Origin of the sequence: Halolactibacillus miurensis (genome assembly GCF_900116255.1) — a bacterium.
Lineage (GTDB): Bacteria > Bacillota > Bacilli > Bacillales > Amphibacillaceae > Halolactibacillus > Halolactibacillus miurensis.
Window position 1 is genome coordinate 57,063 of record NZ_FPAI01000009.1, and the last position, 25,230, is coordinate 82,292.

The 25,230-nt window shown below is 40.0% G+C and carries 28 protein-coding genes; 15 read left to right on the forward strand and 13 right to left on the reverse strand.

Translation table 11 applies throughout. The features are described from left to right. Positions 1 to 106 precede the first annotated feature (106 nt). On the forward strand, positions 107 to 613 hold the full coding sequence (locus tag BM390_RS07500) for a GNAT family N-acetyltransferase (RefSeq protein WP_062323385.1): 507 nt from the start codon (positions 107 to 109) through the stop codon (positions 611 to 613). Between the two features lie 150 nt (positions 614 to 763). Here the strand turns inward: BM390_RS07500 and trhO are convergent, their stop codons facing one another. Beyond that, positions 764 to 1,729, reverse strand: a complete 966-nt coding sequence (gene trhO / locus BM390_RS07505; RefSeq protein ID WP_062323387.1) for an oxygen-dependent tRNA uridine(34) hydroxylase TrhO — start codon at positions 1,727 to 1,729, stop codon at positions 764 to 766. A 214-nt stretch (positions 1,730 to 1,943) separates the two neighbouring features. On the opposite strand from trhO, the gene yxiS reads away from it, so the two are divergent. Continuing rightward, complete coding sequence (gene yxiS, locus BM390_RS07510) at positions 1,944 to 2,264, forward strand: protein YxiS (protein WP_256212405.1); 321 nt, start codon at positions 1,944 to 1,946, stop codon at positions 2,262 to 2,264. A gap of 97 nt (positions 2,265 to 2,361) precedes the next feature. Here yxiS and BM390_RS07515 read toward each other — a convergent pair whose 3' ends face one another. Next, on the reverse strand, positions 2,362 to 3,228 hold the full coding sequence (locus BM390_RS07515; protein ID WP_089853982.1) for an NAD(P)-dependent oxidoreductase: 867 nt from the start codon (positions 3,226 to 3,228) through the stop codon (positions 2,362 to 2,364). A 90-nt stretch (positions 3,229 to 3,318) separates the two neighbouring features. Here BM390_RS07515 and BM390_RS07520 point away from each other — a divergent pair, with 90 nt between their 5' ends. Together BM390_RS07520 and BM390_RS07525 are read left to right on the forward strand one after the other, a co-directional pair. Continuing rightward, positions 3,319 to 3,783, forward strand: coding sequence for a GNAT family N-acetyltransferase (locus BM390_RS07520; RefSeq protein WP_062322720.1), 465 nt, complete (start codon positions 3,319 to 3,321; stop codon positions 3,781 to 3,783). After that, complete coding sequence (locus BM390_RS07525) at positions 3,761 to 4,216, forward strand: GNAT family N-acetyltransferase (protein ID WP_089853985.1); 456 nt, start codon at positions 3,761 to 3,763, stop codon at positions 4,214 to 4,216. Before BM390_RS07520 ends, BM390_RS07525 begins: the two co-directional genes overlap by 23 nt. Positions 4,217 to 4,373: 157 nt before the next feature. Here BM390_RS07525 and BM390_RS07530 read toward each other — a convergent pair whose 3' ends face one another. Then, entirely contained in the window at positions 4,374 to 5,672 is a 1,299-nt protein-coding gene (locus tag BM390_RS07530) for a S1C family serine protease (RefSeq protein WP_062322718.1), read from the reverse strand. Positions 5,673 to 5,942: 270 nt separating this feature from the next. On the opposite strand from BM390_RS07530, the gene BM390_RS07535 reads away from it, so the two are divergent. The 7 genes from BM390_RS07535 to BM390_RS07565 all read left to right on the forward strand — a co-directional run bounded on the left by BM390_RS07535 (position 5,943) and on the right by BM390_RS07565 (position 13,834). Beyond that, on the forward strand, positions 5,943 to 6,629 hold the full coding sequence (locus BM390_RS07535) for a response regulator transcription factor (protein WP_089853988.1): 687 nt from the start codon (positions 5,943 to 5,945) through the stop codon (positions 6,627 to 6,629). Further along, on the forward strand, positions 6,626 to 7,945 hold the full coding sequence (locus BM390_RS07540) for a sensor histidine kinase (RefSeq protein WP_062322716.1): 1,320 nt from the start codon (positions 6,626 to 6,628) through the stop codon (positions 7,943 to 7,945). The genes BM390_RS07535 and BM390_RS07540 overlap by 4 nt, the downstream gene beginning before the upstream one ends. A 180-nt stretch (positions 7,946 to 8,125) precedes the next feature. After that, positions 8,126 to 9,946 (forward strand): translational GTPase TypA, encoded by a 1,821-nt coding sequence (gene typA, locus BM390_RS07545; RefSeq protein ID WP_089853991.1) that lies wholly within the window; start codon positions 8,126 to 8,128, stop codon positions 9,944 to 9,946. Positions 9,947 to 10,219: 273 nt separating this feature from the next. Then, a complete protein-coding gene (gene glgP, locus BM390_RS07550) occupies positions 10,220 to 11,833 on the forward strand; it encodes an alpha-glucan family phosphorylase (RefSeq protein ID WP_089853994.1) in 1,614 nt (537 codons plus the stop codon). Positions 11,834 to 11,955: 122 nt separating this feature from the next. After that, positions 11,956 to 12,345, forward strand: a complete 390-nt coding sequence (locus tag BM390_RS07555) for a GntR family transcriptional regulator (protein WP_062322726.1) — start codon at positions 11,956 to 11,958, stop codon at positions 12,343 to 12,345. Next, positions 12,345 to 13,214 (forward strand): ABC transporter ATP-binding protein, encoded by an 870-nt coding sequence (locus BM390_RS07560; protein WP_062322714.1) that lies wholly within the window; start codon positions 12,345 to 12,347, stop codon positions 13,212 to 13,214. Before BM390_RS07555 ends, BM390_RS07560 begins: the two co-directional genes overlap by 1 nt. Beyond that, entirely contained in the window at positions 13,211 to 13,834 is a 624-nt protein-coding gene (locus tag BM390_RS07565; protein WP_062322712.1) for an ABC-2 transporter permease, read from the forward strand. The genes BM390_RS07560 and BM390_RS07565 overlap by 4 nt, the downstream gene beginning before the upstream one ends. Positions 13,835 to 13,875: 41 nt before the next feature. On the opposite strand, the gene BM390_RS07570 is transcribed toward BM390_RS07565, so the two are convergent. The 10 genes from BM390_RS07570 to BM390_RS07615 all read right to left on the reverse strand — a co-directional run bounded on the left by BM390_RS07570 (position 13,876) and on the right by BM390_RS07615 (position 21,254). Further along, entirely contained in the window at positions 13,876 to 14,322 is a 447-nt protein-coding gene (locus tag BM390_RS07570) for a DUF4825 domain-containing protein (protein WP_062322710.1), read from the reverse strand. A gap of 54 nt (positions 14,323 to 14,376) precedes the next feature. Beyond that, positions 14,377 to 15,708 carry an ABC transporter permease gene (locus BM390_RS07575; protein ID WP_062322708.1) on the reverse strand — a complete coding sequence of 444 codons (1,332 nt, stop codon included), beginning with the start codon at positions 15,706 to 15,708 and terminating at the stop codon, positions 14,377 to 14,379. Beyond that, positions 15,708 to 16,397, reverse strand: coding sequence for an ABC transporter ATP-binding protein (locus BM390_RS07580; RefSeq protein WP_089853997.1), 690 nt, complete (start codon positions 16,395 to 16,397; stop codon positions 15,708 to 15,710). Before BM390_RS07580 ends, BM390_RS07575 begins: the two co-directional genes overlap by 1 nt. 175 nt (positions 16,398 to 16,572) lie before the next feature. After that, complete coding sequence (gene ehuA, locus BM390_RS07585; RefSeq protein ID WP_089854001.1) at positions 16,573 to 17,343, reverse strand: ectoine/hydroxyectoine ABC transporter ATP-binding protein EhuA; 771 nt, start codon at positions 17,341 to 17,343, stop codon at positions 16,573 to 16,575. Positions 17,344 to 17,370: 27 nt separating this feature from the next. Continuing rightward, positions 17,371 to 18,069: an ectoine/hydroxyectoine ABC transporter permease subunit EhuD gene (gene ehuD / locus BM390_RS07590; protein ID WP_062322706.1), complete on the reverse strand. Its 699-nt coding sequence runs from the start codon at positions 18,067 to 18,069 to the stop codon at positions 17,371 to 17,373. Continuing rightward, positions 18,069 to 18,728 (reverse strand): ectoine/hydroxyectoine ABC transporter permease subunit EhuC, encoded by a 660-nt coding sequence (ehuC, locus tag BM390_RS07595; RefSeq protein ID WP_089854004.1) that lies wholly within the window; start codon positions 18,726 to 18,728, stop codon positions 18,069 to 18,071. Before ehuC ends, ehuD begins: the two co-directional genes overlap by 1 nt. 83 nt (positions 18,729 to 18,811) lie before the next feature. Then, complete coding sequence (ehuB, locus tag BM390_RS07600; RefSeq protein ID WP_062322705.1) at positions 18,812 to 19,684, reverse strand: ectoine/hydroxyectoine ABC transporter substrate-binding protein EhuB; 873 nt, start codon at positions 19,682 to 19,684, stop codon at positions 18,812 to 18,814. 371 nt (positions 19,685 to 20,055) lie between these two features. Then, complete coding sequence (locus tag BM390_RS07605; RefSeq protein WP_062322702.1) at positions 20,056 to 20,280, reverse strand: hypothetical protein; 225 nt, start codon at positions 20,278 to 20,280, stop codon at positions 20,056 to 20,058. A gap of 92 nt (positions 20,281 to 20,372) precedes the next feature. After that, a complete protein-coding gene (locus BM390_RS07610) occupies positions 20,373 to 20,633 on the reverse strand; it encodes an IS1096 element passenger TnpR family protein (RefSeq protein ID WP_062322700.1) in 261 nt (86 codons plus the stop codon). Positions 20,634 to 20,681: 48 nt separating this feature from the next. After that, entirely contained in the window at positions 20,682 to 21,254 is a 573-nt protein-coding gene (locus BM390_RS07615; protein ID WP_089854008.1) for an HD domain-containing protein, read from the reverse strand. Positions 21,255 to 21,491: 237 nt separating this feature from the next. On the opposite strand from BM390_RS07615, the gene BM390_RS07620 reads away from it, so the two are divergent. The 4 genes from BM390_RS07620 (at position 21,492) to BM390_RS07635 (ending at position 25,053) form a co-directional block, all read left to right on the forward strand. Further along, on the forward strand, positions 21,492 to 22,637 hold the full coding sequence (locus BM390_RS07620) for a CapA family protein (protein WP_089854011.1): 1,146 nt from the start codon (positions 21,492 to 21,494) through the stop codon (positions 22,635 to 22,637). A 391-nt stretch (positions 22,638 to 23,028) separates the two neighbouring features. Then, a complete protein-coding gene (locus tag BM390_RS07625) occupies positions 23,029 to 23,670 on the forward strand; it encodes a hypothetical protein (protein ID WP_062322694.1) in 642 nt (213 codons plus the stop codon). Positions 23,671 to 23,838: 168 nt separating this feature from the next. Then, positions 23,839 to 24,024 (forward strand): hypothetical protein, encoded by a 186-nt coding sequence (locus BM390_RS07630; protein WP_062322692.1) that lies wholly within the window; start codon positions 23,839 to 23,841, stop codon positions 24,022 to 24,024. A 198-nt stretch (positions 24,025 to 24,222) separates the two neighbouring features. After that, a complete protein-coding gene (locus BM390_RS07635) occupies positions 24,223 to 25,053 on the forward strand; it encodes a DUF368 domain-containing protein (RefSeq protein ID WP_062322690.1) in 831 nt (276 codons plus the stop codon). Positions 25,054 to 25,230 lie beyond the last annotated feature (177 nt).

Consider the following 25,230-nt stretch of genomic DNA (forward strand, 5'->3'; position numbering starts at 1 on the left):
AATAGTAGAGAAAATGATAAGGTTTAAGAGCAATGTAAAAAGGCTAATTACATAATGATAACAATAGTCGATTGTTCATTTGAAAAAAATAAATGAGGTGAAGAAAATGGCTGTACAAGTAACACTCCGTCCACTTGAGTATGAAGATTTAGTTGATGTGAAACGGTGGTACAATGACCCAACAACATTAACGATGATTGGACACACACCGAAAAGTTTAACAGCGATTGAAGAGATGGTTGAACAGATGGAACAGACCGGGGCAGAAATTTATGTGATTGAATCACGCCAACATGATAAGCTTGGATGGATTCATTTAACATCGATCAACCAAAGCCACGGGAGAGCTGAGATTGGCCTCATGTTAGACCGAGAGCATCAAGGACAAGGTCACGGGGAAGCGGCGATGCTTCAGATGCTGTCGTATGCGTTTGATCACTTACGCCTGAATAAAGTGTATCTCACCACACGAGGCATTAATGAAAAAGCAAAAGGTTTATATGAAAAGTTAGGCTTTAAGATTGAAGGCACGTTTAAAGACCATTGCTTTGTGAACGGGAAATATTATGATACGTACTTTATGAGTTTATTTGAATCCGATTGGCGTCATTAATACACGCCTAGCTATTGATAAACAAAAATCTAAATTCTTTTTTTGATATTCTAAAAAGTTATTTTGCAGATCAGAAAGAAAAAATGAGCGGTCATCCCTTACGTGATAAGGCATGCCGCTCATTATTATGTTGTATAAAATAGTGGCGAATTAGATCGCTTTCTGTGTATCTTGTTCAAGGGCTGCTAAACGTGCAGCCACATCTGCTTCTGTTAGTTCGTATTCTTCTACATAACGGTTACGTTCGTGCACACGGCAGTCATGTGTACAACTACGTAAATGTTTATGTTCGTTTTCTTCTGAACAGATGAATTGTTTATTACATTCAGGATTAGCGCAATTTACATAGCGTTCACAAGGTTCGCCGTCAAAATAATCGCGACCAACAACCACGTGTTCTACTTGGTTAATCGGCACACTGATTCTTTCGTCAAAGACATACATTTTACCGTCCCATAATTGCCCCTTTGTTTCTGGGTGTTTCGCATAAGTCGCAATCCCACCATGGAGTTGGTTGACATTTTCAAAGCCTTTTTGAAGTAACCAACCAGAGAATTTCTCACAACGAATCCCGCCGGTACAATAAGTTAAGATGCGTTTACCTTTAAACTTCTCTTTATGCTCATCAATCCATTGAGGTAATTCGCGGAATGTATGGATATCTGGACGCACGGCCCCGCGGAAGTGACCGAGGTCGTATTCGTAGTCGTTGCGGGCATCGATGACAACGGTGTTCTCATCTTGCATCGCTTCGTAGAAATCTTTTGGTTCTAGATAATTTCCTGTGATTTCATTTGGATTAATATCCTCAGCGCCTAGTCTCAATGTCACAAGCTCAGGGCGTGATTTAACTTTCAGCTTCTTAAAGGCATGGCCTTCCGCTGGGTCAATCTTAAACGGCATCTCATGAAACATCGGATGATTATTCATATACTGAATGTAACGCTCAGTATCTTCTTTTGTTCCTGAACAGGTACCGTTAATCCCTTCATGTGAGATTAAAATCCGTCCAAGTAAATTAAAGTCTGCACAAACACGTTTGTGTTCTTTAGCGAATTGATCCGGGTTTTTAATGTCAACATATTGATAATACAATAATACTTGATAATTTTCCATTTTCTTATAACCACCTATTTTTCGTATTTGCAAGATACGGATGTAGGGGTAAATCAACTTAGTCTCTTGCATCATCCATTATAATGAAATACATAAACTTTATCAACCTTTAAGTTAATAAAGTGACAGAGTCAGAAAGAGGCTTTGTTTTATACTTTACAAAAAGCTCAGATATCTACTACACTACTTGTATAGAAAAGAAGGTGAACAAACAGTGGATCAATATGACAAAAAAGCACAAGAAGAAGCGGTGATTAAACATTACCAGCAACAAGAAGAGACGATGATTTTATTGTTTTGTCAGTGGTGTGTAAATCATGATTTAGACCCGGCCACGTTATACCAAGAAGCCTATCCGACCCAACTTGTCCCTAAACAATTAGAAGAAATCAATGAACAAACGGTAGGAAAAGATGAAGGGCTTGATGTCGATACGGCGTTACTCATTGACGTGATGAGCCAGTTCAGTAACAATGACTTAGCTTTTGTCGTGAATAACTATGATGAACAGTTGAAGAAGAAACAAAAGAAATAGCGGCTAAGATAAGTTACAACACAAGCGCAAAGCATCGATGCTTTGCGCTTGTGTTGTAATGATTACTGTTAGAATATTAATATTCATGATGTTTGGGTTAGGCTTTGTTGTAGAGTAAGTAAAGCGCTTGTGTGCCTAAGTCCTCGAGTCCTTCATCCGCTAATTGTTGATACATCGATAAGGCAAGACTCAAACCAGGTGCATGAAGCCCCATCTCGTCGGCTGCGTTCTTTGCGATGGTCATGTCTTTAATAAAATGTTTAATATAAAAACCAGGGGCGGTATCTTGTTTAATCATTCTAGGCGCAAGGTTATCAAGTGACCAGCTGCCAGCGGCCCCTTGTGAGATGCTGTCTAATACACGGGTAGGGTCGAGTCCTGCCTTTTTAGCGTAAAGCATCGCTTCTGTTACCCCAATCATATTTGATGCGATCGTGATTTGGTTACACATTTTTGTATGTTGACCGGCCCCACTTGGTCCTTGTAGGATAATGTTTTTACCGAGCAGTTCAAGAAGTGGCTTGGCACGAGTAAAGGCCGTTTCTTCGCCGCCGACCATAATTGTTAGAGCTTTGTTTTTAGCGCCAACATCACCACCCGATACAGGGGCATCAAGTGATTGCAACCCATGCTTATGAGCAGCTTGTTCAATTTTTTTACTCAAGGCTGGCTTTGATGTTGTAAAGTCAATCAGGAGACTGCCTTTTTTCGCATGTTCAATAATACCATCTACACCGAAATATATTGCTTCAACGTCTGATGGATAACCGACCATTGTCATTACGCAGTCACTCACGGCACTCACAGATTTGACATCGTCATGCCAATGCGCCCCTCGCTCGATCAAATCAATTGCTTTACTTTTCGTGCGATTATAAATATGTACCTCATAGCCTGCCTCAATTAAATGATCAGCCATACTTTTTCCCATCACACCGGTACCGATAAATCCGATTGTTTTCATGACTACCCCTCCAATAAAAGTTTTGTTATGATTATTCTAGCTGAAAAGAAAGAAAAATGCGATAAATGAGAATTTTAGGGGGGGTTTTTGGTGAGTTGGCACGTGAAAACATTTCAAGACCTATCACCACATAAGTGGTACGAGATTGCTAAGCTACGTTCTGATGTCTTTATTGTGGAACAAACGAGTGCGTATCATGAATTTGATGATTTAGATCAACAGAGTCTGCATCTCTATTATGAAGATGAAGGAAAAGTCGTGAGCTACTGTCGCATCATCCCAGAAGGGTATGTCTATAGTGAGGCGACCATTAGTCGCGTCATTGTAAAGAAGAGTCATCGCAAAACAGGCTTAGGTAAACAGCTGCTTAAGCGAGCGGTTGAGGTCGCTTCGGAGGCTGATACAAAATCAATCCAAATTCAGGCTGAACAATATTTAACCGAATTTTATCAGGGTTTTGGTTTTGAGGTTATATCAGAACCTTATTTGGATTGCGATATTTACCATGTTGATATGATCAGGAGGAGAAAAGATGTTTCAAGTCAAACAATTTGATGACTTAACGACTGATACACTGTATCAATTATTAAAACTAAGAGTCGACGTTTTTGTCGTCGAACAAAATTGTCCTTATCCAGAAGTAGACGGTATCGATCAAGATTGTCTGCATCTCTTCACTGAAGAAGAAGGGGTGATCACGAGCTATTGTCGGCTTATTCCACCCGGTGTGATGTATCATGAACCGTCGATTGGTCGGATATTAGTCCATCCAGACTATCGTAAGAAAGTGTTAGGACGACAGCTTGTCAGTGAAGCGATCAGAGTGATAAAAGATGAATTTAACCCGAGCGATATAAAGATTCATGCGCAAGTGTATTTATATGATTTTTATTCCTCTTTTGGATTCGAACCTGTGAGTGAAGAATATTTAGAAGACGGGATTTTACATGTGGATATGATATTATCAAATCGAGATAGTAAGAGATAAGAAAAAGTGTAAGATAGATAAAGAAAAGAGCCGCGCCCATTGGGCGTGGCTCTTCTAGTAGATTGACACATAAGGGTTGAGTTTCACGTTAAAGATAAGGGAGAGTGCCAACCTATTTATATATATGAAACAAGTGAAAATCACTTGTCAATTTGACTTACTCACCTTGTAAAGTAATATCAATGGTTGACTGAGTCCCATCACGGTAGAATGTGACAGTAATGGTGTCACCGATATTTGTCTCTTGATAGAGGTATTGACGTAAATCCATCATATTTGTGATCGCTGTACCATCAATATCAGTAATCACATCATATGTTTCAAGTCCAGCTTCTGCGGCTGATGAATTTGGATGAACTTCGGCAATCACAATACCACTTGTCACTTCATTCGGATCAAGATTTAATGTGCGTGTCACGTGCTCTGTTGGTACAGTTGAGAAGTCTACTGCACTGATACCGATAAAGGGACGGTTCACTTCCCCTTCGGTTTCAAGTTGTTCAATGATGGGTTGAGCTTCATCAATCGGAATCGCAAAGCCAATCCCTTCGACAGATTCTAAAGCAATTTTCATCGAATTAATTCCAATGACTTCTCCTTGACTATTGATTAAAGCTCCACCACTGTTACCAGGGTTAATGGCGGCATCTGTTTGTAAAACATCCACAGTCCAATCAGCTTGACCATCTTGGTTACTATCGACGGTAAGCGAACGATTGACCCCGCTAATAATGCCTTTAGTAACAGTGCCGGCAAATTCCTCTCCGAGAGGATTACCAATCGCAATCGCAGTTTCACCCACAACTAAATCTTCAGATGAACCGAACGTGGCGACCGTTGACACGTGCGCTTTATCAATGGAAAGAACGGCTAAATCCGTTAACTCGTCAGATCCGTGTAACTGCGCTTCTACACGTTCGCCATCAGCTAAAATAACTTCAATACTGTTGGCGCCATCAATCACATGGTGATTCGTTACGATAAAAGCTCGCTCATCTTCAATTTTATAGACAACCCCTGAACCAGAACCAGCATCACTTGATTCTGACCACAAACTTTGATCTTGGATATTGGCAACGCCGACAACAGCTTCGCCGACATTGGATAACATGTCAGTTGAAACGTCATCTTCTGATGTACCTGTTTGAATCAGTGATGACGTTGGTTCTGATGTGTCATTATTTGATATGGCTTCGTTTTGAAATGGAATGACCCCATTAAATAGTAATAAAAAACCAATCACTGCGACAGTCAAACCACCAACAAGACCACTGAGCCAAAGACTGAGGACACTCTGTTTTTTAACTATAGTCTTTTCTGGTTTTTCTTTTTCGACAAACGGTACGGGTTCATCCGTAATTGATGCTTCCGTATAACCTTGATTAACCTCGTTCATTTTCTCTTCGTTTGTTTCTTTTTCTTTACTCGCGTTGTTTATATTGTTGAATTCATCCATTCGGAAGACTCCTTTCATAATGTAAAAGTGAATAATGACTTGATACTTATTAGTATAGGTTAGAGTTTAGGCATGAATACGGTAAAGTTATGAAAAAAGTATGGAAAGACACATCGGTTAAAATATGAGAAAATATAAAAGGACGTCTATTTATATGCGGGGTAAAAAGGGAAAAGAATGATTATTGAAGCATGTTATAATAAGAACGATAGCTATAAACATTGAACGACTTATGAATGAGAACGAAGATAGATAAAAGGAGGAAGCACGATGCATGAACATGTGTTTATCGTTGAAGACGATCCTAATATTAGAGATATTGTGAAAGCCTATTTAGTGAAAGAAGGGTATGAGGTGTCTGTTGTTGGTGATGCTGAAAGTGCTTGGAGCTACGCTTTGAACCAACAACCGGATATGTGGATATTAGATATTATGTTGCCAGGTATGGATGGCTATGAATTATGTAAGCGAATCAGACAAATAAGTGAGGTGCCGATTATTATTATTTCGGCAAAAGATGAAGAAGTCGATAAGATTCTTGGTCTAGAACTTGGTAGTGATGACTATTTAACGAAGCCTTTTAGTCCAAGAGAGTTGGTCGCCAGAGTCAAGCGTTTATTTAAACGAACGCAGCCGAAAGAAATCGTGACGTTAACAAGTGAGACGTTAGCAGTTGGTGACTTGTCAATCAACCATAATGAACGCCGGGTGTTTTGGCATGATGAAGAGGTTGACGTCACCTCAAAGGAATATGATTTACTTTACCATCTTGTGAAAAATCAAAACCGTGCCTTTTCCCGAGAAGAGTTGCTTACCCTTGTGTGGGGGGATGATTATTTCGGGAGTGACCGTGCGGTCGATGATTTAGTGAAACGGTTAAGAAAAAAGATGGACGGTGTCCCACTTGAAACGGTCTGGGGTTATGGTTATCGTCTTCGCCAGGATGAAGCCGAATGAAACTTCAAACACAACTGACCGTTGCCTTTACAACGTTACTCGTTGTAACGATGTTATTTGTCACGATTGCGATTCATTCCTTGTTGCTCGATGTATTAATTCAAAATGAAAAAGATCAACTGGCAGAAAAAGGGGAACTATTGGCGCAGTTTTTATACAGTGAGGTAGCGCCAAGAAACTTTTCTGATTGGCTAAATGATGAAGAAGTCTATTTGTTTATATATAACCGGGCCAATGAACAAGTGATGCTATACTCTTCTTCGCTGGAAGTATCGACGATTGAAACGTGGGTGAATCGTTATGACTTAACGAACAATAATCAACCGCTTTGGAGTGATGGTGAGACCGAGTATGTCGTCTCAATCTTACCGATTTATCCAGAGTTACTCAATCAAGAGCTCGTCCTTATTACACCACTGGGAGACTTACAAGCCGTCCAAAGTGTATTTTTTAACCGGCTCGTGATTGTGTTTATGTTTGGCGTTATTGTCATTGCTATTCTGTCGCATTATTTAACGATGCGTTTAGTCACACCACTCACACAGTTAAAGCATCAATTAAAGAAAGTAGAAAAACGCCAATTCGATGCATTAGAAAGAATCAAAGCGACCGGTGAAATCAAGGAAGTAGAAGAAAGTATGGTCGATATGGCGAGGGCACTGGAACGCTATATGAAGTCCCAGCAACAATTTTTCCAAAATGCGAGTCATGAGTTAAAAACACCTCTCATGACGATTCAAGGCTATGCCGAAGGAATCAAAGACGGTGTATTTACTGGTGAGGAAGAGGCCCGTGGTCTAGAAGTCATGACACAAGAAATTGGTCGTTTGAAAAAGATTATTAATGAAATGATTCTTCTCGCTAAGTTAGATAGTGATGAAACAATCTATCATGATGAAACTATCTACATTTCACATCTGATTCAACAAGCCATTGACCGAGCGATTCCACTTGCCACTGATCAACAAATTGCGTTAAATCACAAGGTCATTGATGATTTAACCGTCGTCGTTGATGAAGAGAAGGTGTTGCGCGCCTTAATGAATGTGATGACGAATGCCATTCGCCATGCGAAAACGCAGGTGTTAGTGGAAGCCCGTCACGAACAAGGACGGCTCTATATCACTGTAGATGATGACGGTGACGGCATTGATGAAGCGCTGATGCCACAATTATTTGACCGGTTTATTAAAGGCAAAGGTGGCGAGACAGGACTTGGTTTGGCTATTTCTCGGGCGATCATTGAACGTTCTAATGGCACAATCGAAGTAGCTCATTCACCATCAGGTGGTGCCAGGTTCACCATCATTTTATAAGAAAGAAATATCTATCTTAGTTGGAAAAAACAATGTGAAAAACCGCGAAATAGTTGAAAGATCAGCGATTTTTTTCATTTTTTTGGCGAAAAGGCTGTACGATAAGGTTTCTTTTATGCTATACTTACTCAGTTAAACTGTCAGTCGAGGTTTTTTTACACAAAGAGGAGATGTTTAGGGATGCAATTAAGAGAAGATATTCGTAACATAGCAATTATTGCCCACGTTGACCACGGAAAAACAACGTTAGTCGATCAATTGTTGCGTTATTCAGGCACGTTTCGCGAGAATGAACAAACCGATGATCGGATGATGGATTCAAACGATATCGAACGTGAACGTGGCATTACCATTTTAGCGAAAAATACCGCGATCAATTACAATGATACGCGTATTAATATTTTAGATACACCTGGTCACGCCGACTTTGGTGGTGAAGTAGAACGGATTTTACGTATGGTTGACGGCGTTTTACTTGTCGTTGATGCTTATGAAGGCTGTATGCCACAAACACGTTTCGTGTTGAAAAAGGCATTGGAACAAAAACTTAGACCGGTTGTCGTATTAAATAAAATTGACCGTCCGAACGCACGTCCAGAGCACGTCGTTGATGAGGTGTTGGATCTCTTTATCGAACTAGGTGCAGATGATGAGCAGTTAGAATTCCCTGTTGTTTACGCATCAGCCTTAAACGGTACATCAGGTGAAGAACCTGAAGCTCAAGAGGAATCAATGGAAGCGGTCTTTAAGACGATTATGACAAATATCCCAGCGCCAATCGATAATTCAAGTGACCCACTTCAATTCCAAGTAACCTTACTTGATTACAATGACTATTTAGGTCGTATTGGTATTGGTCGTGTTGTGCGTGGATCGCTTAAAGTTGGCGAGCAAGTGACGTTAATCAAAAAAGACGGTTCAACGAAAAGCTTCCGTGTCTCTAAAATCTTCGGCTTCTTAGGACTGAAACGGATTGAAATTAATGAAGCACGTAGTGGTGACATTATTGCCTTAGCTGGTCTGGAAGATATTAACGTAGGTGAGACAGTTTGTCCGAGTAATCACTTAGACGCCCTACCAATCTTACACATTGATGAACCAACGCTACAAATGACCTTTGTGACGAACAATAGTCCATTTGCGGGTCGTGAAGGGAAATATATTACCTCACGTAAAATTGAAGAACGTTTGATGCTTCAATTAGAAACAGATGTAAGTTTACGTGTCGATCCAACTGATTCACCAGATGCATGGATTGTGTCGGGTCGTGGGGAATTACACTTATCGATTCTTGTTGAAAACATGCGTCGTGAAGGTTTTGAGATACAGCTATCAAAGCCACAGGTTATCATTAAAGACGTTGACGGTGTGAAATGTGAGCCAGTTGAACACGTTCAAGTTGATGTGCCAGAAGAACATACGGGAGCTGTCATGGAATCACTCGGTTCACGTAAAGGTGAAATGGTTGATATGGTTAACCAAGGAAATGGTCAAGTAAGACTTGAATTTAAGATACCTTCACGTGGTCTCATCGGATATTCTACTGAATTCTTAACTCAAACACGTGGTTACGGTATTATCAATCATACGTTTGATAGCTACCAGCCGGTTGTTAAAGGTAAAGTCGGAGGACGTCGTCAAGGTGTGCTTGTGGCTTTAGAAAATGGTAAAGCATCGACTTATGGTATCATGAACTTAGAAGACCGTGGGATTATCTTCGTTGAACCTGGTACAGAAGTGTATGCAGGAATGATTGTTGGTGAACATAACCGTGATAATGATTTAACCGTTAATATCACGAAAGAGAAACACTTAACTAACGTGCGTTCAGCAAATAAAGATCAAACCTCAACCATTCGAAAAACGCGTCAGTTAAGCTTAGAAGAAGCAATTGAATATTTAGATGATGATGAGTATTGTGAAGTTACTCCAGAATCGATTCGTTTACGTAAAAAGATTTTAAATAAAAACGAACGTGAAAAAGCAACGAAAAAGAAATAAGTGAACACAAACAGGGCAGCGATGTCCTGTTTTTTGTTTTGTGCTAATTTTTTCAGGGTATAAAGAGTAAAGTAATAAGAAGAAGGGGGTTTAAAAGAAACCGCATGGATTGGCTGTTTAATTATAAGACAATTTAAAATAATGCAACCGATTTCTCAAAAGCACTAGGCAAAAGTAAAAAATTAGTGTAGGATAGAACATGTAGAGTGATTGCGCTTTCAAAACGCAAACTTAAGCATCATATCAAGCTAATCATACGAAGGAGGAATTGTAATGACAAATAAAGATTCACGTGTAGCATACTTCTGTATGGAGTATGGATTGGACACAAGTATGAAAACGTATGCAGGTGGTTTAGGTATTCTCGCAGGGGATTACTTAAAAGGTGCCAAAGATCATGATTACCCAATGGTAGGAATCGGTATTAAGTGGAAACAAGGTTATACAGATCAACGCATTGATGAACATGGTAAGCCATATGATAGTTATCACAATTATGAGTATGATTTCTTAGAAGATACAGGTGTGACCGTTGATGTGACGATTAGAAAGCAAAACATTACGTGTAAAGTATGGAAAGTTGAACAATTCGGTAATGTCCCGTTATACTTATTAGATACAGATGTTCCAGGTAACCCAGAAGCCTGGATTACAGGACAACTATACGGTTGGTTCGGTGAAGAACGGATTGCCCAAGAGATGGTGTTAGGGATTGCTGGGGTACGTGCCTTACGTAAACTCGGTCATGACATTGATGTCTATCACTTTAATGAAGGTCACGCATTATTTGCGGGCTTTGAATTAATGCGTGAAAAGATGGAAGAAGGCGCCGACTTTTATGAGGCGTGGAAACAAACACGTGATGAAACAGTCTTCACAACCCATACGCCAATTGTTGAGGGAAATGAATCACATCCAATTGAAAAATTATTATACATGGGCGCAGCTAATGGCTTAACCGTGGAACAACTCGTTGAAATCGGTGGCGCACCGTTCAACATGACAGTTGGGGCACTGAGACTGTCCCGTATGTCCAACGCTGTTGCCGAATTACACGGTGAGACGGCAAATAAAATGTGGGCACATGTGGATAATCGTTCAGAAATTATTCCAATTACGAACTGTATTCACCGTCCAACATGGGTCGATGAACAAATGTTAGACTTACAAGCAAATGGCGGGGACTTATGGTCACGTCACTTAGAAAATAAACGCGCGTTAATTGATTTTATTGAAGAACGTAACGGCGTTCGCCTTAAAGAAGATAAACTGATCATCGGTTTCTCTCGTCGGGCTGCACCTTATAAGCGCAGTGACTTTATCTTTACGGATGAAGCGATCATCGGCCCATTACTTGAATCTGGTGATGTACAGATTGTCTTCTCAGGTAAAGCGCACCCACTCGATGATACTGGTAAAGGCATTGTGTCGTCACTTGTGAAGATGGCGAAGAAATACCCACATGCCGTTGTCTTCTTAGAAAACTATGATATGACCATTGGGGCAATGTTAACCCGCGGGTCTGATGTATGGCTTAATAACCCACGTCGTCCGAAAGAAGCAAGTGGAACGTCAGGTATGAAAGCGGCGATGAACGGTGTCTTAAACTTAAGCACATTAGACGGCTGGTGGCCAGAAGCATGTGAACATGGTGAAAACGGCTGGCAGTTTGGTGATGGCTTCGAATCTGATGACGTTCAGGCATTAGATAAGCATGATTTAGATGCGCTTTATCGTGTATTGCGTGAAGAAGTGTTACCAACCTTCTATCAAAACCACGATAAGTGGGTACAAATGATGGCACGTAGTATCGAATCCACACGCGATCGTTACGCGGTCAAGCGTATGCTTGAAGATTACTATGACAAGCTGTATGCGAAAAACTAATAGAATATAAATAATAATTAAGCGTCTCCTTTAACGAGGAGGCGCTTTTCCATTTGGAAAAAACAGTAGACATATCTGTTCATTTTGTGTATAGTGTATATATACAGAAAGTTGGTGAAACGATGCGCTTAGTGATTCATAATCAATCAGATGCGCCCATTTTTAAACAAATCTATGACCAAATTAAAGCGCAAATTATTGCAGGCGAGTTAAAACAAGATGACGCCTTACCTTCAATCAGGCAACTGGCAAAAGACTTAAAAGTCAGTGTTATTACAACAAAACGCGCCTATGAAGAGTTAGAGCATGACGGGTTTATATACACGATGGCTAAGCGTGGGTCTTATGTAAAAGGCATGAATCCGTCGCTTATTAAAGAGGAGTATTTAAAACAAATCGAAACGCATCTACAAGACGCGCTTGATTTGGCCGACATTGTCGGTATATCAATAGCTGAACTAAAAGCGTTACTGGATGTATTAAAGAGTGAAACAGAAGGAGGACGAAAGTGATGCATGCGATTGAATTAACGAATGTGAGTAAGCAGTTTAAAAACTTTAGGATAGATAACCTTCATTTAACGATCCCGACGGGATCGATTGTTGGACTGGTCGGTGAGAACGGCGCAGGTAAAAGTACGACGTTACATATGATCATGCAGGCAATAAAAAAAGATAGTGGGACGATTCATGTCCTTGGTGTGAATAATGAGACGGATGGATTTTTAGCAGTAAAACAGAAGGTTGGAGTCGTTTTAGATGAAGCGTATTATCCTGAGACGCTGACAGCGAAACGGATTCGGATCATGTTGAAAGATATTTATGATGCATGGGATGATGACGTTTTTGATCACTACATGGAACAGTTTAAGTTGCCATACAACCAAGTGTTTAAAGACTTTTCACGTGGGATGAAAATGAAATTACAATTAGCTGTTGCCTTGTCGCATCACGCAGAATTATTGATTTTAGATGAAGCAACAAGTGGGTTAGACCCGATGGTGCGAGAAGAAATTTTGGATATTATTAATGAGTTTACCCGTGATGAGCGTCACACGGTACTGTTGTCGTCACATATCGTCAGTGACTTAGAGAAAAGTTGTGACTATATTGCTTTCTTACACGAAGGGCGCCTTAAGTTCATGGAAGAAAAAGATGGGTTATTGGAACGATATCGGATACTAAAAGTAGCGCCGGAAGAGATCAATGCCTTAACCATTAATCAAGCCGCGATTAAAGGTCAGCGGACCAGTCGTTATGCGGTCGAGTTGTTGGTGGATAAAGAGGCACTCTCCTCGTCTGACACAGTCTTTGGTGATTTAGAAAAAGCGACATTAGAAGATGTGATGATTTTGATGACGAAAGGAGTGAAGCAATCGTGAAAGGATTACTTCTAAAAGATATTTTCACGTTAGAAAAACAGATGCGGGTGCTTCTCATTGTCATTGTTGGTTTTGCGCTTATTCCAGCATCGAATATGATCAGTTTTACCATGATGTACGCACTTATCATTCCAATCTCTTCATTCGGTTATGATGAACGCGCAAAATGGGACCGGTTGATGCGGATGATGCCGATACCAGAAAAGTCAATTATCTTAAGTAAATATGTGCTGGGTTATGGTTTTGTTGGAATGGTCAGTGTCATTATGTTGATGGCGCAATTTGGTTATCACGTCTTTGGCTATCAAGATTTAACGTTAGCGTCATACCCAGCCTTTCTAGTGAATGTGATCTTCATGGTTTTAACAGCTTTAATCGCTTATGCCGTATTGATGCCGTTTATCTTTAAACTCGGCATGGAAAAAGGACGGCTTGTGTTTGGTGCCGTTTTTGCGGTACTAATTTCCTTAACTATCCCGTTCTCTTTTATTCAAATTGTTTCTAATGGACTCTTTATATCTCCTTGGTTTATCTGGATGCTTTTATTGCTCGCCATCGTTGTTAATATTGGCTCAATAAAACTAAGTCAAAGATTTTACAGTCAAAATACCAATAGTTAAAACAAGCGCCTGACTCAAGGAAGAGTCAGGCGCTTGTTTCATTAAGGTGCATATGTTTCATATAAATAGTTATTTACTTTTTGTTCATTGATATTTTCAATCTTATTGAGTGCTTTTAAGTCAACCGTATACATGTCGCGTTCCGTATGAATGGTTTGGTTATTGAAGATAAAACTAATGTAGTCCACATTGTCAATCAAGTAATAGAGATAAACAGATTGTTGATGGACTTCTTTATCTATTACATTAAAGGCATAGGGCTCATCACTTTTATAATAAAGCTCAATCCCGTAAGGTTCTTTATCTGTTTGAAGTTTAAAGTTATCAACGGTCTCCATTGTTGTGACCATCCGACTTATACTCGTGACAGCACTGTTGTCGCCAATAAGAGAGCCTTTGTATTGGAAGACAGATGCGTCTGATTCTGTTTGTCCGCAAGCGGTGAGGACTATGAGACAAATCATAACGATTATTCGCCAATGTTTCATAGGATGCTCCTTTCAAATGACTTGGTTGGTCATCGATTATCTCTGATTGTTAAACTATAATTCGCGTCTTAACGCACTTAAGACATCAATTTTTGTTGCTTTTTTAGCTGGTCGTGAGCCAGAAATAAGTGTGACTAAAAGACAAATGACATAGGCAATCAACACAAGCGTCCACGGGATACTTGAGAACTGGAACCCTTCCGGGAGTTGATCTTCAAAGGTGGCTTCTAAAATCATTGGTAAGCCGATATTAACTAAGAAACTGATGAGGTAGCTCACCAAGGTCCCAATCGTTGCGCCCATAATGCCGATGATACTACTTTCTAGTAAGAAAATCTGTTTAATTGTCTTAGGACTAGCACCAATCGCTTTCATAATCCCAATGTCTGGTGCCCGCTCAGTGACCGCCATCGTCATCGTATTAAAGATCCCAATTGAAGCAATAATAACGGCAATGGCCCCAATGAAAATTAAACCAGCTTTTGCGATGGTAAATAGCATATTGATTTGTTTAAGTTCTGACGCAACTGAGTAGCCGTAATAACCTTGATCATTAATGGTATCAGTTAAAGCTTGAACATTTTCTAAATTGTTTGATTGAATCGTCACTTCATCATAATAGAAGGTCAGATCCATCGGTTCTTCTTGGAAATACATTTCCCCACCAGGAGTCCCGGTATATTCACTGATCGACTGATAAAAGTCAAAGGTCGTATAAAGACTTTGGTCTTGTTGCCATTCGTTTGCTGGTTCAGCTGTCACACCAACAATGGTGAGTTGATACGTTTTTTCTTCTGTGTCCGTCTCATCGATTAATCGTGACACGGTAAGGTCGATTGTTTCACCAATAAGCTCACCTTGATACAAGGTGTCTTCGGTTCGCTCGCCATTTTCATCATACATATCTTCAGGATCAGTATCTTTTTCTAGAAGTTGTTCGTAAAAGTGATACCCAACAACAACTTCATCACTTGATGTGGCGTATCGTCCATCTTCAAGTGGTGTACCACCTGTTTCTAATGCGCCCATATCAACCGCGACGGTGTGTGGACTCGTTTCATAACCATTAAGTGAGACAAGTGGAGACTGGCGAAGGTAACTTTGTTTTCTAACCGCACGGACATGCTCAAGCGACTGGAAATAGTCAATGTCCTTGTCAGTAATCCCTTGACTGTTTGGATCGTCTTTTCCGTAGATTTGGACTTGATTCACCGTTTCTTGTTCGAGCACGTCTTTAATTAAGGTGTCATGTAAACCGAAGGCAACAGATGCCAATACAATTAAAAAGGCTGTCCCCATCGCCGTCGCGAGCACGGTCATAAAAATCCGCATTTTATTCTTTTTCATATTTTCTCTGACGAAGTAAAGCTGATCTTTAAATAACATTACTTCACCTCCTGATCGATAAGGGCGCCGTCATGCATCATCAGTGAACGGTGACCAATTTTTGCGACTTCCTCATCATGCGTGATAATGAGGAAGGTGATATCAAGGGATTCATTTAGCTCTTTAATGAGGTGAAGCAGGTCTTCTTCTGTTTCAGAGTCTAAGCTCCCTGTCGGTTCATCTGCTAGAATAATGAGTGGATTTAAGACAAGGGCACGTGCGACGCTGACCCGTTGCTGTTGACCACCGGAAAGCTCACTCGGATAATGATGTTCAAACCCTTTGAGACCGACTTTTTCTAATGTTTCTAATGCTTGAATTTTACGGGCGGTTTCACTCACGCCTTGTAAAATGAGTGGTAATTCAACATTTTGATAAGCAGTCATTGATTGGATCAATTGAAAGTTCTGAAAGATAAAACCAATCGTACCAAGGCGGAATTCGGCAAATTGTGCTTCTGTAAAGTCGCTCACATCCGTTCCGTTAATCGTGATGGCCCCGCTTTGCCTTGGTAAAAAACCTCCAATTAAATGTAGCAACGTTGATTTACCAGAACCACTCCGACCAACTAACGTCACAATTTCACCTTTAGTTACTGAAAAACTCACGTCTTGTAAGACAGGAATGACGGTTTTCTTATCTTTTTTCCCAAGTTCAAACTGATGGGACAGTTGTTTTACTTCAATCATATTTATTCCCTCCATTTACTGTTCACTGTCTGTGACGAGCCTGATGGAAAAAAAGATGCATAAAATTATTCATAAAAAGAATCACGACACGGCAAAGGATTGACACGTCGTGATTCGAAAGGGTATTTAGTTAATTTTTCTTGATAATTTTGTAGTTATTTTTCTGTTTCCAGACCTAGCCACGGAAACGACTTAAGAACTCTTGCACCCGTGGGTTTTCTGAATGTTCAATGACATCACTCGCCGAACCTTGTTCAGCGATGACACCGTCATCTAAGAATAGGACTTTATCAGCAACATCAAGCGCAAAGTCCATCTCGTGTGTGACAAGGACCATGGCCATGTCGTCGTTTTTGGCAATGTCACGAATAACTTCAAGTACTTCCCCGACAAGCTCAGGGTCTAAGGCTGAGGTGACCTCATCAAACAGCATAATTTTCGGACGCATAACGAGCGCACGTGCCATCGCCACGCGTTGTTTTTGTCCACCTGAGAGTTGTGATGGATAGTTATTAATTTTATCACCAAGGCCAACACGTTCCAACATATCGATGGAACGCTGTTTGACTTCTTTTTTCTTTTCGCCTTTGACATGAATAGGGGAGGTCATACAGTTTTCTAAGATGGTCATGTGAGGGAACAGGTTAAAGTGCTGGAATACCATCCCGATGTCTCCGCGAATCTCGCGTAAGTGCTTTTCATCAGCTTCAACCATCTTTCCGTTCTTGTTCATTTTCCATAGGTTTTTACCGTCGACGATAATGTCACCATCTGTTGGTTCTTCTAGCGTCATCAACATCCGGATAATCGTTGTTTTACCTGACCCACTTGGGCCAATAACGGCGATTTTTTCGGCTGGGAAAATATCTAAATCAATCCCTTTTAATACTTCCACATCGCCAAATGATTTGTGTACGTCTTTATATTCAACAATAGGTTTTGTCATAACGTTCGTCACTCCTTTAAGTTGTCATTATTCTACTGGATCAATGACTTGATTTTTATCAAAACGGGTATTGAGTTTTACTTCTAACTTCTTAATGAGTCGTGCCGATGGGTAACTTAACACAAGGAAAATAATCCCGACAATCGTCAGTGCTTCAATTAAGTTAAAGTGCTCGGAACCGAAACTATTGGCCATGTGCAAGATCCCGGTAAGCCCAATCGTTGACGCGAGTGGTACTTCTTTAAACATAATGATAAAGTAGTTCCCAAGCATCGGTACGGTTGGTGGGAAAGCTTGTGGTAAAATAATTAACCGCCATTTATCGAGTAGTGAGAAGTTCAAAGCTGTCGCAGCTTCCCATTGACCGTTATCCACACTTTCGATACCAGACCGGTAAATCTCACCGATATACGTACTAAAGTGAATACCAAAACCAACAACCGCACTCGCAAATGGACTGAGTGTCACGCCTACAACAGGAATCTCGGGCCAAGCATAGTAAATAAAGAACAGTTGTACAAGCGGTGGTGTTGAACGAATAAATTCCATCACCCAGGTGACGACCCAGTTGATATGACGTTCTGGGATGCGGCGTAAGAAGGTCCAGACGAACCCGAAAATAAGAGCGAAAAGAAACGCACTAATCGTAACCCCAACGGTAATATGGAGACCTTTTAATATATAAGGCCAAGCTTCAAAGAAACGTTCAAAACTCCAATAATTCATTAATTAGCCACCCCTTTCTTAGAAACTTCTTCTGCTTTACGGGTAAGGAAAATAAGTGGTAAAGCGAGGACGAAATAAAAGATTAAAATGACTAAATAAATCAGGGGTGCTTGTGATAGATTAGAACTACGGAGAATGTTTCCGTAATATAAAATATCATTCAAACTAATTAAGGACACAAGAGCGGTCCCTTTTAACATTTGGATCGTATAGTTACCAAACTCCGGTAACATCATCCGTACCGCTTGTGGTAAGATAATGTAGCGCATTTTTTGAAAACTCGATAGATTAAGGGCAATCGCTGCTTCTGTTTGTCCCTCATCAACGGCCTCAACAGACCCGCGGACGACTTCTGACAGGTAAGCCCCGTAATTTAGTCCAATCGCGATGACACCAATAATCCAGTTCGATCCTAAATTAATACCAAACAACATCGGAATGGCATAATAGAGCCAGAATAACTGGACGATAAGTGAGGTGCCGCGGAATAATTCAATATAAAGCCCGGTCAATTTTCGAATAATCGTATGTTTAGATAGGCGCAGTAAGCCAGAAACAAAGCCCATAAAATAGGCGAATAAACTCGAGGCAATTAAGATACTAATCGTGACGAATAAGCCACGTGATAGCTCTTGTGAAATCGAGAGAATATCTTGCATATCGTTTACACATCCTTTTTCGTTTAATAAAAGAAGATCCAGTTCCTAGATCAGGAACTGGATCATAAAACTAAGACGGTTCCTTAGTAGTTATCGCCGTTCACAATACTTTCTGTCGTAATATCAGCACTTGGGAAGTTTGATTCTGGGTGGAAGCCATTCTTCTCAAGCAGTTCTTGGACGGTCCCATCGTCTTTTAATGTTTGAAGGGCTTCGTTATAAGCCTCGCGTAACGCTTCGTTTTCTAAACTAAAGGCCGCGGCACCATAACTTGGCACACCCTCAACATCGGGTTGTTCAAATGATTCAACAAATTCTAAGTCTTCTGTGTTAGCTGACTCGAATGCCATACGCATGGTCATTTCCGTTCCTGTTGTTGCGTCCGCTCGACCTGATTGAACCGCCGCGAATGTATCAGGAATATTGGCTGCATACGTAATTTGGTCATCACTTACACCAGACTGACGAAGAAATTCGACTCCTGTCGCTCCTTCCATCACGATGACAGTAATATCTTCGTTACTCGCGATATCTTCAAAACTTTGAATGTCATGTGGATTACCAGCTTCTACGACCAAACCTTCACCATAAGTCATTTCCGGTTCACCAAACAAGACGTTTTCAGCACGTTCAGGTGTAATCGCCATTCCAGCTGTAATCGCATCAAATTGACCTGCTTGCACGCCTGGTACTAACTGACCCCAGTCTTGAAGAGAACCACGTACTTCTTCAATACCGAGTTCATTAAAGACAGCTGCGGCAATATCATAAGCGGCCCCTTTTAATTCACCATCTTCTTCATACGCGTAAGGTGCTTCGTTAGCAAAACCAACGGTGACATAACCTTGTTCTTTTAATGCATCAAGTGATGAACCTGCTTCTTCATCTTCGCCACCACACGCGGTGACAAATACTAGTATACTGAGTAAAACCAACCCTTTAATTATCTTTTTCATTATGATTGTACCTCCCTGTATTTTTGTGTCTACAAGATATAGTTATTTCTCTTTAGCCATTGTCAATATCTTGTCGTCGACACTCACGTTAATTATGTTAACGTATATGATGATGATTATTCAAAGTGGATAAAATCCCCTATTTTAGGATATAACCGACTCAGCTTGTCTCTCACCGGTATAGCTCGTGTATCGTTAAATATAGATGGATTTCTTCGTAAATACGGGGGGATACCATAAAAACAGCTAAAAAATGTAAAAAGAGAGATGAATTAATCACCAACTGCTAACATATTAATCAAAAAAAGAGATGACACGATTGTCATCTCTTCGATAAGTATATTAATATCATCTTTAAAAAGTACCCATGCTTACTTTTTTGTGTAGCGCGGTCCAATGATGTTGTAGCGTTCATGATGAATATGTTCCCACGCTGTTTTTCGGTATGTAATACGCTTTGAACTTTCGTTGATACCATCCATATCAAGTGGTTTAAAGCCGTTCTTTTTCGCAAAGGCCAGGGCTTGTTCATGTTCTGGGTCTGAGGGATTGGAATACGAATCTAAGAAACGATAAAAACCGTCGACACCGGCCACTTCTTCTCTCGCGGTGTATGGTTTAGGCGATCTTCAAACCATTGCTTGTTTTTTAAAATTAAGGCTTTTACAAGCCTCCACTTCAAAACTCGTTAGAGTTTAAGTGGAGGGTAATTGACGTAATCTTTGTGATCTAAATAGCGTTCCTCATCATTGGTCACGACTTGATTTTCTTCTGATAAATCAAATGAGTGAAAGTGACGGTAAGGATAAGGGTAGCCACTTAAAAAATTCGTTACTGTTTGAATTGTATCGTGAAGTCGGTTAAAGGTTGTCCGCTCCGGTAAAATAATTTGGCGATAAACGAGTGGGTCTGTGTCATTTATAGATAGAGAAACAATAAAGCCTCGCATTGAATCGACTCTTTTTAAAAATGTCAATAATGTGACAGATTAGTCACATTATTCATGAGTTAGGTCACCTTCAGCAAATTTTTCGAGTAGTGCCTGAAACAAATAAAAGAGTGGGTGCCACTCATCATCTGCCAAGTTCTCTGTGATTGATGAGAAAATCTCGCTGTAATACCAGACTTGTTCTTCTCTTGAGCCGACAAAGTTGTGCCACATGGCCTCACCGTGGACCATCTCTTGGTCAATCATGGATTGTAAGTTATCGATTTTATCAGCGGCAATGAGTAGCTTCACATCATACGGAACAGATTTAAAGGCTTCAATACTATGTTCTTTTCGTTCTTTCCACGGGACGTGTTTATCAAGTTCCGTGACATAATCAACGTAAGTCTTTACGCCCCCACCGAATAAGTGTTCAATTTCTTCAAACGTACAGTCAGTGTCTTCAACTGTATCGTGTAGTAGGGCAGCAATCACAATCTCAGCGTCGCAATCATGTTCTTGTAGCAACATCGCCACCCGGTATGGATGAGCGATAAATGGGGTTTTATCTACTTTTCTTACTTGGTCTCTATGTTTATTGGCCGCGTAGGTAATGGCTCGCATTAAGTTATTTCTGATCATGGTTTGTCCCCCTCTAGGCTAGCTGGTGCATTGTACATTTATGAGTATGAGTTAGTGGTGATACTTTTTTCTTTGTCTTATCAAGTAGGTATCAGATACGTTAAAATGTCTCATTTACTTTTTGCGCTTATATGATAAGCTCTACACATCTATTATAACTTTTATTGCATGAAGTGAAAAGAAAAAGGGAAAGAAACAGAAGAGGGGCAACGAATTTAGTGAAATGAGGCCACAACAATGAAAAAAATAATTCAGATCATAAGCTTATTCATACTTGTCATGACTTTAACCGCTTGTTCTGAGAGTTTTAGCGGAACGGCAAAGAATTCAAGTGGTGAGATTGAGTTTGTAAGCAAAGAAAAACCCCTGCCTAATTTTCTTGTAACAAGGTCAGTTCGTATAGGTGCGTTTGGTGATATGCTCATTCACAGTCGCGTCTATAATGATGCCAAAGTTGAAGGTGGTTATGATTTCACCCCGATGGTTGAAGGCGTGATGCCGTACCTCGATCGCTATGATTTACTAACAGCCAATCAAGAAACGATGATTGGTGGGGAGAGTCATGGTTTATCGACTTACCCTCAGTTTAATAGCCCGAAAGAAGTAGGTGATCTCCTCAAAGTGATGGGCGTCGACCTCGTTAATCTTGCCAATAATCATACGCTTGACCGTGGTGAAGGTGTGATTCAGTCGGCTTTAGCATACTGGGATCAGTTAGCTATTCCTTATGTAGGTAGTTATAAAGACGAAGCGGATGAAGATAGGTTACGGGTCGTTGAAAAGAATGACATTACCTTCGCATTCTTAGGCTATACTTACGGCACAAATGGTATTCCGGTCCCAAGCGGGAAATCACATCTCGTTTCATTGATCGATGAAGGACGCATGTTAATAGATGTTGAAGTGGCGAAAGAAGAAGCTGATGTTGTCGTGATGCACCTTCATTTCGGACAAGAGTATCAGCGCACCCCAAACGACGAACAACAGCAATTGGCTAAGCAAATGATAGAGCACGGTGTTGATATTATTTTTGGCCATCACCCGCACGTCTTACAGCCAGCAGAATGGATTGAACGAGAAGACGGGACAAGGGGCTTTGTGATTTATTCGCTCGGAAACTTCTTATCTGGTCAAGACGAACTGTATCGTCAAATCGGAGGGATTGTCAATGTGACGGTTGAAAAAACGGGCGACAATATTCAGCTAAAAGAACCGGAAATGTTGTTGACCTATGTTCACTTTAATCAAAAAGTGCCGAGACAGTACCGCGTTCATCCACTAGCGGATGTGACAGATGATATGCTTTTAAATCATGAAGCGATTGAACAAGAACTGAAACAACATTATACGGAGTGGATGCCAGAGATGACGTTTATTGAATAATTTGAGGGAATAAGTCGTTATCCGGTAATATAGGAAGCAACGATGACCAAATGGAAAAGAGAGCTAAAGGGCTCTCTTTTTTCGTTATAGAAAAAATGGAAATCTTATATATGCCAAGATGTGAATAGACCTTGGAAAGTTAAAAGATGATTGTCAGTTATGAAAGCGGTGAAAGAGATTATATATGATTATCTAATCAATTTTAATACACCCTCACGGATTTTTAATGTCGGGATGACCAGGAATATATTTAAATTTTGTAAACAAAAAGGAAAAAATATGTTAAAATACGTATGAATGAAAGTTGATCATTTAGAGCGAGAAGACGCCTTCCTCAAGGGTTCGTTAGAATATTAGATGGGGGTAGTTCAATTAGGAGGATGAGGTACTAATGAGACGGTCTGTATGTATTTTTCTTGGTATGCTTATGTTAGTTTTGGTAGGTTGTAGTAACGAGGCTCTAGTAGAAGAACAAAAAAGTACGTTAGAAGCGCAAAGAAGTATGCTAAAACAATTAGATCAACAAATTGTTGAACTAGAAGAAACGATTAAGGAAAAGCAAAAGATAATCGAGCAACATGAAGATGAATTTTCTTATTTGAACACCCTCTCCCAATCAGAATTAGAAGCATATAAATTATTCGCAGAAGAAAAGAAAATAGAACATTTATCACAATTTTCACCTGAGAACATCTTATTGGTTTACTATCATTCTGTCGTCATTGGTGATATAGATGCGATCTACACACTCACATATAATGATGGGACATTACCTGACCTTGTTACATTTCAACAAACATATACTAAAGAAGGTTTGCTTATGAAGGACCTAAACAGTGCGGCAACGTTCAGATACTATCATACAATCGAAGTTAGGGAAGAAAATCAAACAGATAAAGACGCATTCGTAGAATTGAGGATCAGTTACGGGAAGTTTAATAAATCGATTATTTATGGATTGAAGAAAGAATCAGGCATTTGGAAAATGGATATGCTACCCTATTTTAGGGACTTAGAAGAAAAAAGTCAGTAAAAATTCTCTCATTCTGTTTAAAAAAGCGTTAGCTGATGGATGATGCTCTCTGCCTAGGTCGTTTCAAATCAAACGAATAAAATGGCCGCAACAGTCGCAACATGAATTGAAAAAAGAAGCAGGGCTTCCTCAACTAGAGATAGATATTGTTCAATTGGAGGGATGATGTTGGATAGATTCTTGTTTGTTTTTGGTCTTGTCGTTTTTCTTATTTGTGTTATATTTTTTGTGATGAATGTTTTCACGCAATATTATGGATTATCGTTTATTTTATCCGTGTTTGGCATGCTAAATGCCAGTATTGCTATCGGTGTTTCTGAAATATTAAGAGCGTTACAATTAAAGAACAAATAATACATGAATAGCATATTTAATACTTAACATGTGTATTTTAATTGGTAATCAGTCAATCAAAGCGTTGTTAGAGTTAATCACAGTAGATACTGGGGGCATTCGGCCCTCTTTTTTGTTTCTAGTATCACTTGAATGAGATATTTGTTATAATAAGGAACAGTTTTAAAATACTATTTATGTATAAAGGGAAGTGTATGTATGGAGTGGAGAAATATATACCGCGGTATGATGATGGGCGCAAGTGATGTGGTCCCCGGTGTCAGCGGTGGCACGATAGCTTTAGTGTTAGGTATTTACGATCAACTGATTTTATCGATTAACGGACTGTTTAGTAAGGAGTGGAAGAAACATTTAGGCTTTCTTATTCCTTTAGGTATTGGTGTATTAACCGCGATTCTCGTGTTAGCGCAGGCAATCGAGTGGTTATTTGAACACCACCCAAGACCAACCCAATTTGCTTTTCTCGGGTTAATTTTAGGTGTCTTACCTTACCTATTTAAAAAAGCAGATAGTAAACATCAATTTAAAACGTATCACTATGTGTTACTCTTTATTGGTGTTGGGTTAGCGGCAATGATGGGCTTTTTAAAAGGCGATGAAGCTTTTGTTATTGAGACGATTACTCCAAGTGTTTACGGGTATTTAATGCTGGCGGGCTTTATCGCGAGTACGGCGATGATTTTACCGGGGATTAGTGGTTCACTTATTTTAGTCGTTATTGGGGCTTACGGTACCATTATTAATGCGGTCAATGAGATGAAACTAGATATCTTAATCGTTACCGCGATTGGGATTGGCTTTGGTATTATTACGATGAGCAAAGTGATTAAGTTTTTCTTAACGAATTATACGTATGCGACCTATGCGGTCGTCATCGGACTAGTGATCGGATCGATTTATGTCATTTTCCCAGGGCTTCCTGTTGGGACGCTTGATTGGTTACTCAGTGTCGTGGCGTTTGGTTTTGGTTTAAGTCTCGCTTACATGTTAGGGCAGATGGAATATCAAGAGGTCTTAGAGACCGAATAAATAATAAGGTATAGTCAATGGACTATGCCTTTTTTGTCTACATGGTTAAGGCGCACGTTCATGGATGTTTCGGGCTTAAATAGGATTCTATATAAAGACGTATCACTTGGTACATCTAAGTTTTCCGCATATAATGAATGAACAAAATAAAACATAGGAGTGACAATCATATGAGAT

Bases quoted from the DNA above. Each gene is read 5' to 3' on its own strand.
- ehuB (WP_062322705.1), bottom strand. From the start codon at position 19,684: ATGAAAAAGATAATTAAAGGGTTGGTTTTACTCAGTATACTAGTATTT.
- BM390_RS07525 (WP_089853985.1), top strand. From the start codon at position 3,761: ATGTTTCAAGTCAAACAATTTGATGACTTAACGACTGATACACTGTAT.
- typA (WP_089853991.1), top strand. From the start codon at position 8,126: ATGCAATTAAGAGAAGATATTCGTAACATAGCAATTATTGCCCACGTT.
- BM390_RS07500 (WP_062323385.1), top strand. From the start codon at position 107: ATGGCTGTACAAGTAACACTCCGTCCACTTGAGTATGAAGATTTAGTT.
- BM390_RS07540 (WP_062322716.1), top strand. From the start codon at position 6,626: ATGAAACTTCAAACACAACTGACCGTTGCCTTTACAACGTTACTCGTT.
- BM390_RS07610 (WP_062322700.1), bottom strand. From the start codon at position 20,633: ATGCGAGGCTTTATTGTTTCTCTATCTATAAATGACACAGACCCACTC.
- BM390_RS07560 (WP_062322714.1), top strand. From the start codon at position 12,345: ATGCATGCGATTGAATTAACGAATGTGAGTAAGCAGTTTAAAAACTTT.
- BM390_RS07555 (WP_062322726.1), top strand. From the start codon at position 11,956: ATGCGCTTAGTGATTCATAATCAATCAGATGCGCCCATTTTTAAACAA.
- glgP (WP_089853994.1), top strand. From the start codon at position 10,220: ATGACAAATAAAGATTCACGTGTAGCATACTTCTGTATGGAGTATGGA.
- BM390_RS07535 (WP_089853988.1), top strand. From the start codon at position 5,943: ATGCATGAACATGTGTTTATCGTTGAAGACGATCCTAATATTAGAGAT.
- BM390_RS07580 (WP_089853997.1), bottom strand. From the start codon at position 16,397: ATGATTGAAGTAAAACAACTGTCCCATCAGTTTGAACTTGGGAAAAAA.
- BM390_RS07625 (WP_062322694.1), top strand. From the start codon at position 23,029: ATGAGACGGTCTGTATGTATTTTTCTTGGTATGCTTATGTTAGTTTTG.
- BM390_RS07575 (WP_062322708.1), bottom strand. From the start codon at position 15,708: ATGTTATTTAAAGATCAGCTTTACTTCGTCAGAGAAAATATGAAAAAG.
- ehuC (WP_089854004.1), bottom strand. From the start codon at position 18,728: ATGCAAGATATTCTCTCGATTTCACAAGAGCTATCACGTGGCTTATTC.
- BM390_RS07615 (WP_089854008.1), bottom strand. From the start codon at position 21,254: ATGATCAGAAATAACTTAATGCGAGCCATTACCTACGCGGCCAATAAA.
- BM390_RS07515 (WP_089853982.1), bottom strand. From the start codon at position 3,228: ATGAAAACAATCGGATTTATCGGTACCGGTGTGATGGGAAAAAGTATG.
- ehuA (WP_089854001.1), bottom strand. From the start codon at position 17,343: ATGACAAAACCTATTGTTGAATATAAAGACGTACACAAATCATTTGGC.
- ehuD (WP_062322706.1), bottom strand. From the start codon at position 18,069: ATGAATTATTGGAGTTTTGAACGTTTCTTTGAAGCTTGGCCTTATATA.
- trhO (WP_062323387.1), bottom strand. From the start codon at position 1,729: ATGGAAAATTATCAAGTATTATTGTATTATCAATATGTTGACATTAAA.
- BM390_RS07570 (WP_062322710.1), bottom strand. From the start codon at position 14,322: ATGAAACATTGGCGAATAATCGTTATGATTTGTCTCATAGTCCTCACC.
- BM390_RS07635 (WP_062322690.1), top strand. From the start codon at position 24,223: ATGGAGTGGAGAAATATATACCGCGGTATGATGATGGGCGCAAGTGAT.
- BM390_RS07530 (WP_062322718.1), bottom strand. From the start codon at position 5,672: ATGGATGAATTCAACAATATAAACAACGCGAGTAAAGAAAAAGAAACA.
- BM390_RS07620 (WP_089854011.1), top strand. From the start codon at position 21,492: ATGAAAAAAATAATTCAGATCATAAGCTTATTCATACTTGTCATGACT.